Raw genomic sequence first — 18,880 nt, forward strand, 5'->3', positions numbered from 1 at the left:
GCATTAGGTTCTCCCCGCGAGGTCGAACCACGCGCCGTCGAGGGCACGGCGCGGTTGCCGTGCTTCACCGTCGGGGGTGCCAGGAGCGGCAGGCAGGTTCGGGTCCAGACCTCGAGTAAGGGGACGACCCATGAGCAGATCCCGCTTACCCGCTCGGGTCACGACGGCGTTCTTCGCCGTCGTGCTGGCCGCCGCGCTGGGCGCGCCGGTCGCGAGCGCCGCAACAGTGTCCACTAAAGATGTACCGCTCGCGGACGGCGTCGCACCGGCGAAGATCGACGACGCGAAACTGCAGGGCAAGCTTTCCCCCCGCCTGGGCGCCGCGCAGGGCCGCGTGACCGCGTTCGTCGAGCTGGCGAAGAAGCCCGCCGTCGACGCGTTCACCGCCGCGCAGCCGCAGGGCAAGGAACAGGCGAAGCGGGCCGCCCGCGCCGCCAAGAACGACACGACGGCGGCGGTGAACTCGGTGCTCGGCCAGCTGCGCTCGGCCGACGCCCAGCCGCAGGTCGTCACCCAGACCGCCAACGCCGTCCCCGGTGTGGTCGTCACCGCGGACGCCGCGAAGCTGCGTGAAGTCGCGAAGCGCGCGGACGTCGTTTCGGTGCGCACGGTCGTGCCGAAGACCCGCACCAACGCCAGCGCCGAGCAGCTGACGAACACGCTCGCGGCCTGGCAGCAGACCGGCAAGTTCGGCGACAACGTCCGCGTCGGCGTCATCGACGACGGCATCGACTACACCCACGCCGACTTCGGCGGCCCCGGCACGCAGGCCGCGTACAAGGGCGTCGACAGCACCAAGCCGACCCCGCTCTTCCCGAGCGCGAAGGTGGTCGGCGGCACCGACCTCGTCGGCAACGACTACGACGCCGCGACGCCGGGCAAGACCACCCCGAAGCCGGACCCGAACCCGCTCGCCTGCGGTGAGCACGGCACGCACGTGGCCGGCACCATCGGCGGCTTCGGCGTCACCGCGGACGGCAAGACCTTCAAGGGCGACTACCAGAAGCTGGACGCCAAGAAGGTCGACGCGATGAAGATCGGCCCGGGCACGGCGCCGAAGTCGCTCCTCTACGCCATCAAGGTGTTCGGCTGCGCGGGCTCGACGAACGTCACCTCGCAGGCCCTGGACTGGGCGCTCGACCCGGACGGCGACGGCGACTTCACCGACCACCTCGACATCGTCAACCTGTCGCTGGGCTCCGACTTCGGCGCCCCGGACGACCCGGACTCGCTGTTCGTGCGCAAGCTCGCCGCGAACAACGTGCTGCCGGTGATCTCCGCGGGCAACGGCGGCGACATCAACGACATCGCGGGCTCGCCGGGCAACACGCCCGAGGCGCTGACCGTGGCCAGCACCCGCGACGCGGGCGTCCTGCGTGACGCCGCCGAGGCGAAGGCCCCGGCGAACGCCGCGGGTCAGAAGACCGGCCAGTACAGCCAGAACTACACCGGTTACGACACGCTGGACCTGACCGCGCCGGTCGTCACGCTGTCGGCGGCGAACAACGCCGGCTGCGCGCCGTACTCCGCCGCGGACAAGGCGAAGGCCGCCGGCAAGTTCGTTTGGCTGGAGTGGGACGACAACGACTCGACCCGCGCCTGCGGTTCGGCGGCCCGGGCGAACAACGCCCAGGCGGCCGGGGCGAAGGGCGCGCTGTTGTCGTCCACTTTGGAGCACTTCAGCGCGGGCATCGCGGGCAACGCGGCGATCCCGATGTTCCAGTTCACCGGGTCCGCGACCAAGACGCTGCGCGCGGCGCTGACCGCGGGCACGCTGCAGCTCCGGCTCTACGGCGCCGGGCGCGCCTCGATCCAGACCTACGACAAGACGATCGTGGACACCCCGAGCTCGTTCACCTCGCGCGGCACCCGCGGCCCGGCGCTCAAGCCGGACGTCGCCGCGCCGGGTGACACGATCACCTCGGCGTTCCGCGGCAGCGGCAACGGCCGGACGGTCCTGAGCGGCACGTCGATGGCCGCCCCGCACACCGCGGGCATCACCGCGCTGGTCCGCCAGTCCCACCCGGACTGGTCGGTCGAGGAGGTCAAGGCCTCGGTCATCGACACCGCCGGCCACGACGTCTCCGACGGCGCGGGCCACACCTTCGCGCCGCAGCGCGTCGGCAGCGGCCGGATCGACGCCAAGGCGGCACTGGACAACCAGGTGCTCGCCTACGTCCAGGACGACCCGGGCGCGGTGAGCGTCAGCTTCGGGACCGTCGAGGCGGCCGGGCCGGTGACGCTGTCGAAGACGATCAAGCTGGTCAACAAGGGTGTCACCCCGGCCGAGTACACCGTGGCCTACCAGGCGGTCAACGCGCTGCCGAGTGTCGAGTACACAGTGGACACGCCGTCGGTGAAGCTCTCGCCGCGCGGCACCGCCAAGGTCAAGGTGACGCTGAAGATCGCCGACCCGAAGGCCCTGCGCAAGGTCATGGACCCGACCATGCAGGCCACCCAGGCCGGCCTGGCGCGGCAGTTCGTCGCCGACGCTTCCGGCCGCGTCGCCTTCACCCCGAAGAGCGGGGCCAAGGTGCCGCTGCGGGTTTCGGTTTACGCCGCGCCCAAGCCGGTGTCGACGATTTCGACGCCGCAGTCGGTGAAGTTCGGCCCGGACGCCACCCAGGCCGTGCTGAACCTGACCGGCAAGGGTGTCGACCAGGGCAGCGGCGCGCAGCGCTACCGCTCGCTGATCAGCGTGCTCGAGCTGCAGGCGGAGTCCCCGCAGCTGCCCGAGTGCGACGCGGACGTCGTCACCGACTGCACGGTGAACAAGACGGCCAAGGGCGGCGACCTCCGGTACGTCGGCGCGGCTTCCACCGCGCCGCTGGCGAAGGCGCAGGGTGAGCCGGAGAACGCGGTCCTCGCGTTCGGCCTGTCCACCTGGGGCGACTGGGCGAACATCGGCAGCAACACCTCGCCGTTCGTCGACATCGACACCACCGGGGACGGGCAGCCGGACTTCGAGACCTACGTGACCAAGGCGACGGCGACCGACGTCCTGCTGGCCGTCACGGTCGCGCTGACCCCGGGCTTCCCGCAGGTGGACGTCCAGGCCGTCAACGGGCAGCTCGGCGACGTCGACACGAACGTGTTCGACACGAACGTGCTGACGCTGCCGGTTTCGCTGTCCGCATTGGGCATCGACGCGAACGCCGAGTCCCACCGCATCTCCTACACGGTGGGCGTCAGCGGCTTCTACGTCGCTCCGGGCACGACGAACGGGCTGATCGACTACGTCGGCACGCCGCTTTCGTTCGACGCGCTCGCGCCGGGTTATGCGGTGCAGGGCGGCGGTGACGCCGCGCTGGGCTACGTCGCGAAGCCGGGCACGGCGCTGGTCGTCACCCGCAACGCGGAGTCGGCCGCGGCGGACAAGGCGCTCGGGCTGCTCGCCATCGAGCACCACAACGCCGCGGGGAACCGGGCGAACGTGGTCAAGGTGGACGCGGCCGCGGCCACCGCCCGTCAGCCGATCGGGGCTGGTCGGCGCTAGTCCCCGGCAAGATCGATTTTTGCAGGAACAGGGCGTCCCCGGTGGTTTTCCGCCGGGGGCGCCCGCCTCGTTGTTCACCCGAACGGGTGTCTCACCCTGCGGGAGGATGCGGCATAAGGGTGGTGCGGCTACGGCGGTTTGTCTACGGCCGGTAACCTTCCGGCTGCTGGCGTTTTGTTGCGGTGGGCCATCGGTGCATCCGGTGGCCACGTCGACGGAGGTGTGTGGATGCGGCTCGCGGTGATCCCAGGTGACGGGATCGGGCCCGAGGTGGTCTCCGAGGCGCTGAAGGTGCTCGGCGAGGTAGTACCGACGGCGGAGATCACGAACTACGACCTCGGCGCCGCGCGGTGGCACGCGACCGGTGAGCTGCTCCCGGAGTCGGTGCTCGGCGAACTCCGCCAGCACGACGCGATCCTGCTGGGCGCGGTCGGCGACCCGACGGTGCCGAGCGGAATCCTGGAGCGCGGCCTGCTGCTGCGCCTGCGCTTCGAGATGGACCACCACGTCAACCTGCGCCCGGCGCGGCTGTACCCGGGTGTCCGGGGGCCGCTGGCCGACGCGGGCGACGTCGACATGGTCGTGGTGCGCGAAGGGACCGAAGGCCCGTACGCGGGCACTGGTGGCCTGATCCGCAAGGACACCGAGCACGAGATCGCGACGGAGGTCAGCACCAACACGGCCTACGGCGTCCGGCGCGTGGTCGCCGACGCGTTCGCCCGCGCCGAGGCCCGCCCGCGCAAGCACCTGACGCTGGTGCACAAGACCAACGTGCTGTCGTTCGCCGGCTCGCTGTGGTCGCGGATCGTCGAAGAGGTCTCGCTGGAGCACCCGGAGGTGACGGTCGCGTACTCCCATGTGGACGCGGCGACCATCCACCTGGTGACCGACCCGTCCCGGTTCGACGTGATCGTGACGGACAACCTGTTCGGCGACATCCTCACCGACCTCGCGGCGGCGGTGACCGGCGGCATCGGCCTGGCGGCGAGCGGCAACCTGGACATGACCCGCCGCAACCCGAGCATGTTCGAGCCGGTCCACGGGTCCGCGCCGGACATCGCGGGCCAGGGGCTCGCCGACCCGACGGCCGCGGTGTTGTCGGTGGCGCTGCTGCTGGACCACCTGGGGCAGAAGGAAGCGGCGCGGCGCATCGAGGCCTCGGTGGCGTTCGATCTGGCGACGCGGGACCAGGCTTCCCCGGGCGCGACGACGGCGATCGGCGACCGGCTGGCGGCCTTGGTTTCTTCCAACGTGCGCACCGCGGGCTGATTTTCGCTTCGGAAAGGCCCCGCACTTCGGTGCGGGGCCTTTTTCGTGCGCGGGGGCTTTTCCCGGATGGTGGGAGCTTGACCCAGGTTGTGGACTTTCGTCAAAACCCTGTGGCATGATGCGACCGTGACCAGCTTCGCGATCATTATCATCGAGCGCGCCGGACGATAGCTCCCCAAGAGCCCCGGCGCGCAACCTCTCGCACCCCTGCGGGAGGTTTTTTTGTTGCCTCGAAACGCCCGAACTCGCTAGGAGAAGACCGTGACCCGCCAGGAGCCCGCCGATACCCCGCTCGGCGATGCCTTCCACCTCTACGACACGACCCTGCGCGACGGTGCGCAGCGTGAGGGCATCTCCTACTCCGTCCAGGACAAGCTGGCCGTCGCGCGGCTGCTGGACGAGCTGGGCGTCGGGTTCGTCGAAGGCGGCTGGCCGGGCGCGCTGCCCAAGGACACGGAGTTCTTCGCCCGCGCCGCGAAGGGCGAGCTGAAGCTGAACCACGCGGCGCTCGTCGCGTTCGGCGCGACCCGCAAGGCCGGCACCACCGCCGACGTCGATCCGCAGGTCCGGGCGCTGCTCGACAGCGAAGCACCCGTCATCACCCTCGTCGCGAAGTCCGATCTGCGGCACATCGAACGCGCCCTCCGCGTCGACGTCGACGAGGCCTGTGCGATGGTCCGCGACACGGTCGCTTTCCTCGTCAAGGAAGGCCGGCGCGTCTTCCTCGACGCCGAGCACTTCTTCGACGGCTACGCACATTCCCCCGAAACCTCGCTCAAGGTCCTCGACGCCGCCGCGCACGCGGGCGCCGACGTCCTCGTCCTCTGCGACACCAACGGCGGGCAGCTGCCGCTCGGCCTCGCCGAGACTGTCAAAACCATCAAGGAAAAGACGGGATTCCGCCTCGGGATCCACTGTCAGGACGACACTTCCTGCGCCGTGGCGAACTCCGTCGCCGCGGTGCAGGCCGGCGTGACGCACGTCCAGTGCACCGCCAACGGTTACGGGGAGCGGGCCGGCAACGCCGACCTCTTCGCCGTGACGGGAAACCTGGTGACCAAGCTCGGGATGGACGTCCTCCCGACCGGAGGCGCCGCCGAGCTCACCCGGGTCTCCCATGCCCTTGCCGAAATCGCCAACCTCGCCCCCTACACCCACCAGGCCTACGTAGGGGCGTCGGCTTTCGCTCACAAGGCGGGACTGCACGCGAGCGCGATCAAGGTGGATCCGTTGTTGTACAACCACATCGATCCGTCTTCCGTCGGCAACGACATGCGGGTTCTGGTCACCGAGATGGCCGGCAGGGCCAGCCTCGAGCTCAAGGGACGTGAGCTCGGGGTCGACCTTGCCGGCCGGCCCGAAGCGCTGACGAGCGCGATCACGAAGGTCAAGCGCCTCGAATCCGAAGGCTGGTCCTTCGAAGCCGCCGACGCCTCCCTCGAACTCCTGCTGCGCCAGGAGGCCGACGTCCCGGCCGAGGCGCCGTTCGAGCTGGAGTCCTACCGCGTGGTGCTCGACCACCGCCCGGACGGCGAGGTCATGGCCGAGGCGACGGTCAAGGTGCACGTCGGCGGCCAGCGCGTCATCGCGACCGCCGAGGGCATCGGGCCGGTGCACGCGCTCGACGCCGCGCTGCGGAAAGCCCTCTCGCCGCACCTGTCCTGGTTGGACACTGTGGAGCTCGCCGACTACAAGGTGCGCATCCTCCAGGGCCACCCCGGCACCGACGCGGTGACGCGCGTGCTGGTCGAGAGCACCGACGGCGAACGCGAGTGGACCACCGTCGGCGTGCACGGGAACATCGTCGAAGCCAGCTGGCTGGCCTTGTGCGACGCGCTCGTGCACAAGAGCACGACCGTGGCCTGAGTCACGCGCTGGGCGCACGTAGACTGACCGCGTGCGCCTAGCCCGTATTGCTCATCCCGGTGGTGTCGCGTTCGCTTCGGTCGAAGGGGACGGTGACGACGCCCAGGTCCTGGAGATCGCCGAGCACCCGTTCGGCAACCCCAACTTCACCGGCAAACGGTGGCCGCTGGCCGACGTCCGGCTGCTCGCGCCGATCCTGCCGTCCAAGGTGATCGCCGTCGGCCGCAACTACGCCAAGCACGCGGCCGAGTTCGGCAACGAGGTGCCCAGCGCCCCGATGCTGTTCCTCAAGCCGTCCACCACGGTCGTCGGCCCGAACGCGCCGATCCGCCGTCCCTCGGACGTCGGGCGCGTGGACTTCGAGGGCGAGCTGGCCATCGTCATCGGCCAGCCGGTGAAGAACGTGCCCGCCGCCCGCGCGGCGAGCGTGATCCTCGGCTACACGGTCGCGAACGACGTGAGCGCCCGCGACCTGCAGAAGTCCGACGGCCAGTGGGGCCGCGCCAAGGGCTTCGACACGTTCTGCCCGCTCGGCCCGTGGATCGAGACGTCGCTCGACGCGTCCGACCTGGCGCTGCGCTCGGAGGTGGACGGCGAGCTCAAGCAGGACGGCCGCACGTCCGACCTCGTCCACAAGATCCCCGAGCTGGTCGAGTTCGTCTCCGGTGTGATGACGCTCCTGCCCGGCGACGTCATCCTCACCGGCACGCCCGAGGGTGTCGGCCCGATCGAGGGTGGCCAGAGCGTCTCGATCACCATCGACGGCATCGGCACCCTGACCAACCCGGTCGAGAACGTCTAGCCCCTCGCCACCGGCTCCATCGGCCGCCGGGCGAACGCCGGAGCGTGCTCCGGCCGCAGCCCGAGGCCGAGGAGCCGGGCCGGGACGTACGACAGCCGCGGGAACCGCGCGAACGCCTTGATCATCGGCGCCGGCGGGCCGTTGCGCTTGCCGCTCATCACGCCGCGCACCACGGTCCGGTGCATCAGGCGCTGCAGCCCCTGCACCAGCAGCGTCGGCGCGAGCCGTCGGGCCCGCACCTTCGCCAGCGCCGCCGGCGTCGGCCGGCCCCGGCGCAGCGGCTCGGCCAGCAGCGTCGCCGCCGCGACCGCGTCCTGCACCGCCAGGTTGATGCCGACGCCGCCGATCGGCGACATCGCGTGGGCCGCGTCGCCGATGCAGAGCAGCCCGTCGACGTGCCACGCGCGCAGCAGGTTGAGCCGCACGTCGAGGAACTTGACGTCGTCCATCGTCTCGAGCTCGTGCACGCGGTCGCCGAACTCCGGGCAGATCTGCGTCACGTTCTCGCGGAACGCCTCGATGCCCTGTTTCCGCAGGTCCTCGCCCTTCGGTGCGAGGTAGGCGACCTGGTAGAAGTCGGGCCGGGGGAGCGGCACGGCGAAGCGGCGGTCACGCATCTTCGGCAGCAGCATGCCGCCTTCTTCCCCTTCGCCCCGCGAGAGCCGGAACCACCAGACGTCGAACGGGCAGTCGTACTCGCGCGGCGTCAGGCCGGCCTCACGCCGGGCCAGCGACCAGCGGCCGTCGGCGGCGATCACCAGGTCGGCGCGGATTTCCCCGGTCTCCCCGGCGCTCGTGCGGTAGGTGACTCCGGCAACGCGGCCGTGTTCGCGGACCAGGCCGGTGCACTCGGTCTCCATGCGCTGCACGAACGTCGGCTCCTTGCGCGCGCTCTCGGCGAGCAGGTCGAGGAAGTCCCACTGCGGCACCATCGCGATGTACGGGTGGGGGACCTTCAGCCGGGTGAAGTCGGCCAGCTTCATCAGCGTGCCGTCCTCCTCCGGGAAGCCCGCCGCGCGCAGCTCGCTGTGCGGCAGCGCGTGGAACTTCTCGCCGAGGCCCAGCTCGTCCAGCAGGGTCAGCGTCGACGGGTGCACCGTGTCGCCGCGGAAGTCCCGCAGGAAGTCGGCGTGCTTCTCCAGCACCGTCACCTCGACACCCGCCCGGGCCAGCAGCAGGCCCGTGACCATCCCGGCCGGCCCGCCTCCGATGACGACGCACCCCGTGCGCTCCATCTCGATCATCTCCCCATCTATTCATCGCTTGTTGAATAAGCTGAGGATGCACCCGCCCGGTCCCCGGCGTCAAGCGATGTGAGGGCGGATACGCTGATCGGGCTATGAGTGAGACATCGGTGGTTCGCGCGCGCTTCTGTCCTTCGCCGACCGGCACCCCGCACGTCGGGTTGATCCGCACGGCGCTGTTCAACTGGGCCTTCGCCCGGCACAACCAGGGTCAGCTGGTGTTCCGGATCGAAGACACCGACGCCGCGCGCGACTCGCAGGAGTCCTACGAGCAGCTGCTCGACGGGCTGCGCTGGCTCGGCATCGACTGGGACGAGGGCCCCGAGGTCGGCGGCCCCTACGGTCCGTACCGCCAGAGCGAGCGCCGCGCGATCTACGCCGACGTCGCCGCGAAGCTGCTCGAAGCGGGGGAGCTGTACGAGGCGTTCTCGACGAACGAAGAGGTCGAGGCGCGGCGCAAGGCGGCCGGCCTGGACCCGAAGCTCGGCTACGACAACTTCGACCGCGACCTCACCGACGAGCAGCGCGCCGCCTACCGCGCCGAGGGGCGCGCGCCGGTGCTGCGGCTGCGCATGCCGGACGTCGACCTGGCGTGGACCGACCTGGTCCGCGGCGACATCAGCTTCCCGGCGGGCACCATCCCGGACCCGGTGCTGGTGCGCGCCAACGGCGAGCCGCTGTACACGCTGACCAACCCGGTCGACGACGCGCTGATGAAGATCACGCACGTGCTGCGCGGTGAGGACCTGCTGCCCTCGACGCCCCGCCAGCTGGCGCTCTACGCCGCGTTGGAGCGCGTCGGCGTCGCGGAGTTCACGCCGCAGTTCGGCCACCTGCCGTACGTGATGGGCGAGGGCAACAAGAAACTGTCCAAACGCGACCCTTCTTCGAACCTCTTCAACTACCGCGACCGCGGGTTCACCCGCGAAGGCCTGCTCAACTACCTGGCGCTGCTGGGCTGGTCCATCGCGGACGACCGCGACGTCTTCAGCGTCGAGGAGATGGTCGCCGCCTTCGACGTCACGAAGGTCAGCGCCAACCCGGCCCGCTTCGACGTCAAGAAGGCCGAAGCCATCAACGGAACCCACGTGCGGGCCTTGCCGGCGGCGGAGTTCGTGAAGCGCGTCACGCCTTATCTCGTCACGGCCGGTGTCCTTCCGGAACCGCCGAGCGAGGAGCAGGCGGCCCGGTTGAGCGCGATCGCGCCGCTGGTGCAGGAACGCGTCACGGTGCTGTCGGACGCGGTTCCGATGGTGCGCTTCCTCTTTGTTGCGGAAGACGAGTTCGCGCCGGAGGAGGACGCCGCGGCGAAGAACCTCGGCGAAGCCGCGCAGCCGGTGCTCGCGGCGGCGATCGCGGCCCTCGAAGCGCTGCCGTCGTGGGAGACCGCGGCCATCGAGCAGGCGCTCAAGGACGCCCTTGTGGACGGTCTGGGTCTCAAGCCCCGCAAGGCTTTCGCGCCGGTCCGCGTCGCGATCACCGGGCGGACCGTTTCGCCGCCGCTGTACGAATCGATGGAGCTGCTCGGCCGTGATGTCTCACTGGGACGTCTTCGGCGCGCATTGGTCGGATAACCAACAGAAGACGGTTCGCCAACTGGGAGTAGAGCCGGTGCGCCGGAACGGGCCACCGGCAATCACCTCTTTGGCAGCGTCGCGAACGCTGCGGTTGCCCTAGCCTCACTGGGTGGATTTCGCCCTGGCACCCCGGACCCCTTCGCGAACCGCCCCCGCCGCGGCGGCGTCCGAGCCCTGGGCGCCGCCCGAGCTCCGGCTGGTGTGCCTGGACATCGACGACACCTTGATCGACTGCACCGCCGCGATCCGCCGCGTCCTCCACATCCTCACCGGCCGGGGTGACCTGTGGCCGCTGTGGGACCTGATCACCGAGGAGCACGTCGCGCTGGTCGTCGCCGGCGAGATCGACTACGCGACGATGCACCAGCGCCGCACCGACTGCTTCCTGGGGGAGCTGGGAATCCTCGCCGACGCCGAGCAGGTGAGCTCCTTCGAGCGTCGCCGAAGAGAGCTGCTCGACCATTCGTGGCAGTTGTTCGACGACGTCATCGAGTGCCTCGACTGGCTCCGCGCCGCGGGCCTGCTGCTCGCCGCCGTGACCAACGCGTCCGGGGTGCACCAGCGCAAGAAGATCGCGGACCTCGGCCTCGCCCCGTACTTCGACCACGTCGCCATCGCCGGCGAGCTCGGGGTGGCAAAACCCGATCCGGTGATGTTCCACACGGTGTGCCTCGGCCTGGGCTGTCCTCCCGCCCAGGCCGTCCACGTGGGCGACAAGCTCGACACCGACGCGATCGGCGCCCGCGACGCGGGCTTGGGCGCGGTCTGGCTCGACCGCGACGGCATCGGCGAGCGGGCCCCCGAGGGCGTCCACACGGTCGGTGGTCTCGCCGAGCTGCCTGAGCTGCTGGTTTCGGAGTACGCGACGATCGGCGTCCCGGCGCAGCGGGTCAGTGGGACCCCCGCCTTCACGGTCCGGAACGGGGTGCTCTAGTATTTCTTCTCGTGCGGTGCTGAGCCGGACCGGTTCTTCAGGTCGGCAAAGTACCTCACTGGGGTATGGTGTAATTGGCAGCACGACTGGTTCTGGTCCAGTTAGTCTAGGTTCGAGTCCTGGTACCCCAGCTGCGGAGAGTGACCCCCCTGCAGGTCGAGAAATCGCCTCTGGTAAGTTCTCTCCGGTAAGAAAAACAGAAAAGCCCCTGGGAAACCAGGGAAAGATCCTAAGCCCCCGTCGTCTAGCGGCCTAGGACGCCGGCCTCTCACGCCGGTAGCGTGGGTTCGAATCCCATCGGGGGTACCAACAGCATCCACCCAAACGCAGTTGACCCAGGTCAGCTGCGTTTTTTGGTTCTGTGGATGTCATGGCGTCGGAGATCCTTTCCGCGGCTTCCGCCGTCTTGGGTAGCTGATCACCGGGTAGTTTAACCGTGATCGTCACTTCATCGCCAAGCCCGTGGACCTGAACAGCGAGCTGAGTGACCTCGAACAGCTCGTACAAGAGCTCCTGCGGAGCCCTCGCGAGGTTCACGGCGAGGTAGGGGAGGGCGTCGAGCCGGCTGAGGTCGGCTGTGACGGGCGCCGCCTTCTCTTCGGCCGCGTCGAGTTCGGCGATGGCCTGGAGAGCAACCTTCTTCTGGCTCTCGAGGTCGTTGTAGCTTTGGCGGAGCCCTTGGGTGAACGGGTCGTCCGGATCGCCCTCTCGGGCTTGCTTCATGATCGAGTCCTGCTGCCGGGCGGGCAGCGTGGTCGTCGACCGTCCCCAGCTCGGCCTTGAGGATCGCTCGCCGTTCGGGGCCGAAGAGCCGGTCGGCGTAGAACCGGCAGATGGCCTCCAGGAGCTCGTCTTCCCGGACGCGGATCGACGCCGGCAGGCCGGGATGAAGATGCGGTGTCGCCCGGTTGTTCTTGCGGGGCCAGCAGAGGTAGTACGCCGCTGCCCTGCCTTTCGTGTCGCCGGTCATGCGTCGGCCGCAGCTGTGGACGACTCGTCCGCGAAGGACGTATTTGCGTTTGGTCTGCGGATGGCTGTTGAGCGTGTCGTCACCGCGTGAACCTTGCTTCTCGGAGCGGTTGCCGTTGATCTCGTCGAACATCCACTTCTCGATCAGCGGTTCGTGGACCGGCCGTGGAGACCACACCCACTTGTACGGCTCGTTGACCCGGCCTCGCTTGGAAGTGGTCGCGCGCCGGTTGAAGACCTGGTAGCCGGTGTACTTCGGGTTGCGGAGGATGTTGTAGACGGCGCTGCGGGTCCAGGCTCCGACGGTGCGCGCTTTGCAGGGAGCTTCAGGAGGCGGGTGCTTGTCGAGATCGGCGTTGAGGCGGTCGGCGATGGTCGAACAGCCAAGTCGCTCGTAGTACCGCCAACCAAGGTCAACGCGCAGATGTACACCCCGGGTGACATGGCGGTCGCGCTGGCCGCGGTCGTCATCGACGACTTGGAGGCAGGGCGGTCGTTCAGCGACGACGCGGTCGGGACGGGCGGGCTCTTCCGCGCGGCGGCCCAGGTCGTCCGCGACCGTGGTTTCGACCCGGCGGACATGGAGTGGTTCGGCGCGGACGTCGACGAGCTCGCGGTCGCGGCGACCGCCGTCAACAGCCTCGTCTGGGGTCTGGGGCGCCGCGTCGTCCTCTTCGTCGGGGACATCCTGGTCGAGCCGCACTGGCCGGACGTCGCTCTTCGCCGTCGAAACGAGTTCCTGGAGGCGGTCGACCGGGTCAACAACGCGATGGAGCTGCTGAACTTCGTCAAATCCTTATGATCGGCGCCGGGCGGCGACGCGCCGAGCCGGTCAGCGCCGTCGGACTGGAGGCCGTCCCTGCTAGCTTCGCGACGTGGAGCATGTCGAGCGGCAGGTCACGGACGGTCCAGCAGCGCCGGCCGACGAGACGTTCCGCTACGTCGACATGGTGGAGATCGGCTCGTGGTTCAAGGTCAGCCACCGTGCCGTCGCTACCTGGCGCACCCGGTACGCGGACTCCCATCCATTTCCGGAGCCGGACGTCGTCACCGGCCGTACGCCGGGCTGGGCGCCTGGCCGCCGTGGCGAGATCGAGCAGTGGGAGGCCGCCCGGCCTGGGCAAGGGGTCGGCGGGGGTCGGCCGCGCAAGGCGGAATGACTCCAAGCTACTAGGGGTCACCGAAAAGTCGGCGCGACCACTTGTGGGTTAAGTTCATTGAGCCGAATCGGCGAGTTATCTGAAACTGAGTGTAGTTGAATTTTCCAATGGTCAATTAGTGGACAGTTTCCACTGCGGCCAATGACGTTCGGGCATTCCAGTGATCGATAGGGCATCCTGATCTTGGGTAGCCAATCGGTCCGGAAGGAGTGCGTGGTGGAACCAGCCGTCGGCGGCGTGTTCATCAACTATCGCAGTGATGACAGCCGCAGCATGAGCGAACTGCTCGACCGTGATCTCGCTGTGGCGTTCGGGCGGGAGCGCGTTTTTCTCGACTGTTGTTCCATTCCGCTCGGCGCGGACTTCGTTCACGAGCTCATCACTCGTGTGAAGGCGTGCCGGGTGCTGCTGGTCATCATCGACCGCGACTGGCTCACCCTCACCGATGTCGCCGGCAACCGGCGGCTCGATGATCCAGCCGACTGGATCCACCGCGAGATCGCGGTGGCGTTCGCTGCCGGGGTGCGGGTCGTGCCGGTTCTGATCGACGGCACCGTCGTTCCCGCCGAGGACCAGCTGCCGGCCGACATCAGAGCCTTGGCCAGGTGCCAGGGCGTCCGGGTTCGCCGCAAGCACACCCGCTCCGACATCGCCGCGCTGATCCACCGGCTCGGCGAAATCGAACCTGCGCTCGTCCCGGCGCCCGGGAACGTCCCTCCGGAGCACAAGGTCGCGATGACCGCGAACTCGTACGGCAGCGGCCGGGTCTACCAGGCCGGTCGCGACCAGCACATCACCGAGGCCTGATCGATGAGCCCCGATCAGCATCCGGTCCCGGGAGACCGTCGGGCCGCCGAAAAGATCCACCTCCAGGCGCAGGCGTCCGGTGACGCCCGGGTCAACCAGGCCGCACGGGATCAGCATTTCCACTACCACGACGGCGTGAACAGCCAACGACGTGCGTTGGTGAGTGAAGCCGAAGACGCCTGTCCATATCCCGGTCTGGCAGCTTTCGACGCGGCAGACGCTGAGCGTTTCTTCGGGCGGGACGAGCTGGTCGCTGAACTCCTCGGACGGCTGGACCGACGTCGGCGGTTCGGTGGCATCCAGGTCGTCATCGGGCCGTCGGGAGCGGGAAAATCTTCACTTCTGCACGCTGGCCTGCTCCCACGGATTCGCCGGGGTGCACTCCCCAGGGCCCGTCGATGGCCGATAGTCGCTCTAACGCCCACTGCCGACCCGGTGCTGGCCCTGGCCACTCAGATCGCGCGACTGGTTGGCGTGAATCCCCGCACCGTGGCGGACTCTTTCGTCGCCGAGCCGGGACGATGCATGGCGCGACTGGCCTGCGCGCTGCAAACCACCAGCCCGAACGGCACTGCGCCGGACCGGGTGGTGATCGTCGTCGATCAGTTCGAAGAGCTTTTCACCTTGTGTGAAGACCTCACGCGACGAGATCTCTTCCTGGATCTGCTCGGTCATTTCGCAACTGCGGCGGAGCACGCCGGTTCCGGTCCGGCCGGACTGGTTGTGCTGGGTGTGCGAGCGGACTTCTACTCGTCGTGCGCCGACGAGCCGCGGCTGCGGAACGCACTTCAGGACGCGCCGCTCGTGGTGGGAGCCATGTCCGACGCTCAGTTGCGAGAGGCGATCCTCTACCCAGCGAAAGGGGCGCGCTTGTCCGTCGAACCCGGGCTGGTCGAGCTGCTCCTTCGCGACCTGGGCTCGACCGTGCAGTCCGGCGACGCGACGTCGTACGAGGCAGGACGGCTGCCGTTGCTCGCTCACGCCCTGCGGGCCAGCTGGACCCAGCGCCACGGTTCGACTCTGACTGTGCAGGGATACCGGAACACCGGTGGTATCCACCACGCCGTCGCCGCCACTGCCGATGAAGTCCACGACGGACTCGACGACGCCGGCCGCCTTGTTGCCGAGGCTCTGTTCCCACGACTCGTCACCATCGGCGAGGGGACCGACGACTCGCGGCGCCGTGTGCCCTACAGCGAACTCGTCAGCGGCAGTGGTGATCCGGAGCGGGCAGCCGAGGTCGTCGCCACGTTCACCCAGGCGCGCCTGCTTACCCGGCAGCAGAACACGGTCGAGATCACCCACGACGCCCTGCTTCGTGCCTGGCCCCGCCTGCAGACGTGGATCGACGCCGACCGGGACTGGCTGCGAGCCCGTCAGCACCTGGCCGACGACGCGGCGAACTGGGATCGCGCCGAACGCGACCCGTCACTGCTCTACCGGGGAAACCGCCTGGCTTCCATCCGCCAGCGCGCGGAGGACGCGCCAACCCGAGCGGCCGATCTCGAGCCGGTCTCCGCGGCTTTCATGGCTTCCTCGTGGGAACAGGAACGCAGAGTCGCACGGCGCCGCAAAGTCCTCATGCTCTCTCTTATCGCCCTGCTGGTCATCACCACCGGTTCGTCAGGAGCCGCGATCTGGCAGGGGCAGATCGCGATCGAGCAACGGGACGTCGCTTCCCGGCAGAGAGATGTTTCGAGCTCTCGCCTGGCCGCGCAGGCCGCCGATCGACTCCGGTCGACCAGCCCGGCGCTGGCTGCGGACCTGGCGTTGGCCGCCTACGGTGTTTCGGACAACCTCCAGACCAGAACCACATTGCACAACGCGGCCATGACTCCGTTCGACACGCTCCTCACCGGGCACGGAGGAAAGGTCGGCCAGCTGTCCTACAGCGCCGAGCGGCACGTCTTGGCCAGCACCAGCCGCGATCACACGGTCCGGCTGTGGGACCTCAAGGACTACAACCGGCCCAGGGGCGCCGCATCCGTCGATGCCGATGGAAGCGGGGCCATCAGCCCGGACGGACGTCTTCTCGCCACCGGCATGCCCGGCACGATCGCCGTGGGTAAGAAGCTTTGGGACATCACGGACTTGAGCAAGCCTGTCCCGGTGGCCACGCTCTCCGAGGCGCACGGAGTCGTCAAGTTCAGCCCGGACGGGCGGCTTCTGGTCTGCGTCGACAAGGACGAGTTGACGACTTGGAATCTCGCCGACCCGGCCCATCCGCTCCGCGTCGGCACTCTCCCCGTCGACTCCGATAGCATCGGGAATCTCGCCTTCAGCGCGGATGGGCGCACCCTCGCCGCGGCGATCGGCTCGCCGGCGGCGGATTCGTCCGGAAACCAGTTGCTGCAACTGTGGGACTTGTCCGATCCGAATAAGCCCGCTGTCGCGGCGACTCTTCTTGACACGCACGCGTTGTCTGTTGCGTTCAGCCCGAGCGCCCCCTTGCTTGCTGTGGGCGGTATCGGGGTTGGCGTAAGCCTCTGGGACACCACGCATCCCTCCCGACCGGTAGCCGTGAAGCCGTCCGACGGAGTTGACGACTTGGGCAGAATCGGCACCGCCGGAGCCGTGGATTTCAGCCACGACGGACGAACTCTCGCTGCGGCATACTCCGGCGATGTCATCTGGGGAAACTACGTCCAAATCACGGACGTTGGCGATGGACACACTGCGCGCAATTTCTCTCGTTATCCAATGCCAACTTTGATCAAGTCGGTACTCTTTGGCGACGGTCCCATGGACGTGCTGGCGGTTGGCGACGAAAACGTGATTCACGCCTGGCACGGTCCCGTCACTCCGGACCTGCCCAAGACCCTGGAAGCCATTCCGGCCCCGAACTGGGCGTTCACACCGGACGGACGGGTCCTCGTCACGATGCAAGATTCGGACGACTACGGCCGCGGTCAACTGTGGCGCATCAACGGCGCTCACGAGGTGAGCCGCTCTGGCGTGTTCAAGACGGACGCACTGGCGGAGATCGTTGCAGTCAGCAACACGACGCTTCTCGAAGTGGACGGCCGAGGCCCCACACGGCTGTGGGACATCACCAACCCCGAAAACCCTTCCGCGGGGCCTAAGCTGAACGACGTCAAGAGACTCCCGGTTGGTATCGATACAGCCACTGATGGTCGGCTTCTTGCCATCAACGGCAGTGACGGGCTTGTCCATCTTTGGGACATCATCGATCCTCATGCTCCCAAGCCGTTGTCGACGATCCCTGGTGGAGAGAGTCCTGGTGGCCTGAACCTCAGCAGTGACGGTCGCACGCTTCTTGTCATCGACCAAGCCGGCCAGTTGTGCCTCTGGGATGTCACGGATCCACGCCGCCCGGTGAGGGCCTCCCAAGCCGACACGGGAGGCAGTATCTCCGCGCTGGCCGCGAACGTGACCAGCGTGCCCGGTCGGCGCTCTCTCGTTGCCGCCAACACGGCGTTGTTGAGCTTCGTCCAGTTACAGTTGTGGGATATCAGAGATGTCTGGCGGCCTAGCCGCGCGGACATGGTCCCGATGTTCGCCAATGAGTTCGCTGTGAGTTCCGACGGAAAGACACTGGCGATGGCGACCGGGAACACGATCGACCTGTGGGATGTCAGTGATATCCGCAGGCCGGCGCAGGTTTCGAAGCTGCCGGCTCCTGGTCAGTCCCATATGGTCTTCAGTCCGGACAGCCACTTTCTGGCCAGTGCGCGATCCAGTACTTTCACCATCGATGAAAACACCAGCAGTGAACTGCATCTGTGGGACGTGACGGATCCGCGGAACGCCATCGAAGTCGCCACGCCGATGGTGACAGGCGCGGTAAGTGGTTTGGACTTCAACCCCGACAGTACGTCTCTCGTGGTCAGCGCGGGACTCGGCACGAAGTCTCGGCTACGGCTCGTCGATGTCGACACCGGCAGCGTCGGCCAGCGTCTTTGCCGGGCGCGAAGCGGAGGCCTCACGCAGGAACAGTGGCAGCACTACTTTCCGGGTACTCCCTATCAGAACAAGTGCAGGTGACCGGGGTGCAACCAGTACCGAACGCGCTGAGGAATGCGGTTGAGCGATGGCGGGACCGTGGTGAACCTCCACAGCCGGCCTCTCGCTGGTCCCCGCGACGCATGGCTCAAGCAGTTTCCCCAGCATCGGCGGTTCATCACCGCGCTGCCGGAACGTGTCGACCGGGCCGAAGCCACCCGCCACGCAGCCGGCGCCTTGACGTGGCGAAGAGCGTGTCGACCGCCTGCGGGGTCAGCGGGTCAGGAACAGCCATCCCGGCCTCGACGAGGGCCGCGTGGACCGCTGCCTCGTTGCCTGCGGTGAGGGCTGGTTCCAGTGTGGGGTGGTTGTAGAAGCCGCGGACGACGTCGCGGTCGGCGTTGGCCAGCCATGACGTCTCGGCGAAACCGGCTTGCCCGAAGGCCGAGCCGGAACAGGCTAATCGTCACCACGAAAGTTTTCGGCGCCGGACGGATGTCCTTCCCTCGACCGGCCACGATCGTCTTCGAGCGGGCTTTCGGGATCGTTGCGGCGCGGTGGTCGCTGCCGGGTCTCTGGCGCCGCTTCGGTAGGTGGGCCCGTGCCGACGCGGGTGCGGTCAGGGTTGGCAATCCGGCCGTCGGAGCGCTGCGGTTGTTCGGTCATGACGTCCTCCGCGAGTTCTCGGTTTGCCCGAACTGGGCGACTACCCCGCCGCGTAGGGGACAAACGACGACCCGGGCCATGGGCTGTCGTGAGCCAACTCGGCCCGCGTCGGTTTGTCGTCGTTTGG

General features: G+C 68.3%; 12 protein-coding genes and 2 tRNA genes. 12 read left to right on the forward strand and 2 right to left on the reverse strand.

Translation table 11 applies throughout. The features are described 5' to 3' along the window. Positions 1-130: 130 nt before the first annotated feature. From ACZ61C_RS25140 to ACZ61C_RS25155, 4 genes are all read left to right on the forward strand, one after another. On the forward strand, positions 131-3,496 hold the full coding sequence (locus ACZ61C_RS25140) for a S8 family peptidase (RefSeq protein ID WP_465310271.1): 3,366 nt from the start codon (positions 131-133) through the stop codon (positions 3,494-3,496). A gap of 228 nt (positions 3,497-3,724) precedes the next feature. Continuing rightward, on the forward strand, positions 3,725-4,765 hold the full coding sequence (locus ACZ61C_RS25145) for a 3-isopropylmalate dehydrogenase (RefSeq protein ID WP_285484547.1): 1,041 nt from the start codon (positions 3,725-3,727) through the stop codon (positions 4,763-4,765). A gap of 261 nt (positions 4,766-5,026) precedes the next feature. Further along, on the forward strand, positions 5,027-6,631 hold the full coding sequence (cimA, locus tag ACZ61C_RS25150; RefSeq protein ID WP_465310272.1) for a citramalate synthase: 1,605 nt from the start codon (positions 5,027-5,029) through the stop codon (positions 6,629-6,631). Positions 6,632-6,662: 31 nt separating this feature from the next. Then, a complete protein-coding gene (locus ACZ61C_RS25155) occupies positions 6,663-7,433 on the forward strand; it encodes a fumarylacetoacetate hydrolase family protein (RefSeq protein ID WP_465310273.1) in 771 nt (256 codons plus the stop codon). Here ACZ61C_RS25155 and ACZ61C_RS25160 read toward each other — a convergent pair. Next, the gene (locus ACZ61C_RS25160) at positions 7,430-8,677 is read right to left on the reverse strand and encodes an FAD-dependent oxidoreductase (RefSeq protein ID WP_465310274.1); all 1,248 of its coding nucleotides are present in this window, start codon (positions 8,675-8,677) and stop codon (positions 7,430-7,432) included. The two genes, ACZ61C_RS25155 and ACZ61C_RS25160, sit on opposite strands and share 4 nt — an antisense overlap. A 95-nt stretch (positions 8,678-8,772) precedes the next feature. On the opposite strand from ACZ61C_RS25160, the gene gltX reads away from it, so the two are divergent. The 4 genes from gltX (at position 8,773) to ACZ61C_RS25180 (ending at position 11,497) form a co-directional block, all read left to right on the forward strand. Next, positions 8,773-10,251, forward strand: a complete 1,479-nt coding sequence (gene gltX / locus ACZ61C_RS25165; protein ID WP_465310275.1) for a glutamate--tRNA ligase — start codon at positions 8,773-8,775, stop codon at positions 10,249-10,251. Between the two features lie 112 nt (positions 10,252-10,363). After that, the gene (locus ACZ61C_RS25170; protein ID WP_465310276.1) at positions 10,364-11,188 is read left to right on the forward strand and encodes an HAD family hydrolase; all 825 of its coding nucleotides are present in this window, start codon (positions 10,364-10,366) and stop codon (positions 11,186-11,188) included. Between the two features lie 59 nt (positions 11,189-11,247). Next, a tRNA-Gln gene (locus ACZ61C_RS25175) sits at positions 11,248-11,319 on the forward strand. A 102-nt stretch (positions 11,320-11,421) separates the two neighbouring features. Then, positions 11,422-11,497, forward strand: a tRNA-Glu gene (locus ACZ61C_RS25180). Between the two features lie 139 nt (positions 11,498-11,636). Here ACZ61C_RS25180 and ACZ61C_RS25185 read toward each other — a convergent pair. Further along, positions 11,637-12,581 (reverse strand): recombinase family protein, encoded by a 945-nt coding sequence (locus ACZ61C_RS25185; protein ID WP_465310723.1) that lies wholly within the window; start codon positions 12,579-12,581, stop codon positions 11,637-11,639. Between ACZ61C_RS25185 and ACZ61C_RS25190 the strand changes: the two genes are divergently transcribed. From ACZ61C_RS25190 to ACZ61C_RS25205, 4 genes are all read left to right on the forward strand, one after another. Next, positions 12,582-12,959, forward strand: a complete 378-nt coding sequence (locus ACZ61C_RS25190) for an N-6 DNA methylase (protein WP_465310277.1) — start codon at positions 12,582-12,584, stop codon at positions 12,957-12,959. A 73-nt stretch (positions 12,960-13,032) separates the two neighbouring features. Continuing rightward, positions 13,033-13,317, forward strand: a complete 285-nt coding sequence (locus tag ACZ61C_RS25195; RefSeq protein ID WP_465310278.1) for a hypothetical protein — start codon at positions 13,033-13,035, stop codon at positions 13,315-13,317. Positions 13,318-13,533: 216 nt separating this feature from the next. Then, positions 13,534-14,124 (forward strand): toll/interleukin-1 receptor domain-containing protein, encoded by a 591-nt coding sequence (locus ACZ61C_RS25200; protein ID WP_465310279.1) that lies wholly within the window; start codon positions 13,534-13,536, stop codon positions 14,122-14,124. 3 nt (positions 14,125-14,127) lie between these two features. Further along, positions 14,128-18,129, forward strand: coding sequence for an nSTAND1 domain-containing NTPase (locus tag ACZ61C_RS25205; RefSeq protein ID WP_465310280.1), 4,002 nt, complete (start codon positions 14,128-14,130; stop codon positions 18,127-18,129). The last annotated feature ends 751 nt before the right edge of the window (positions 18,130-18,880 follow it).

The sequence above is a fragment of the Amycolatopsis sp. NPDC104587 genome (genome assembly GCF_055583645.1).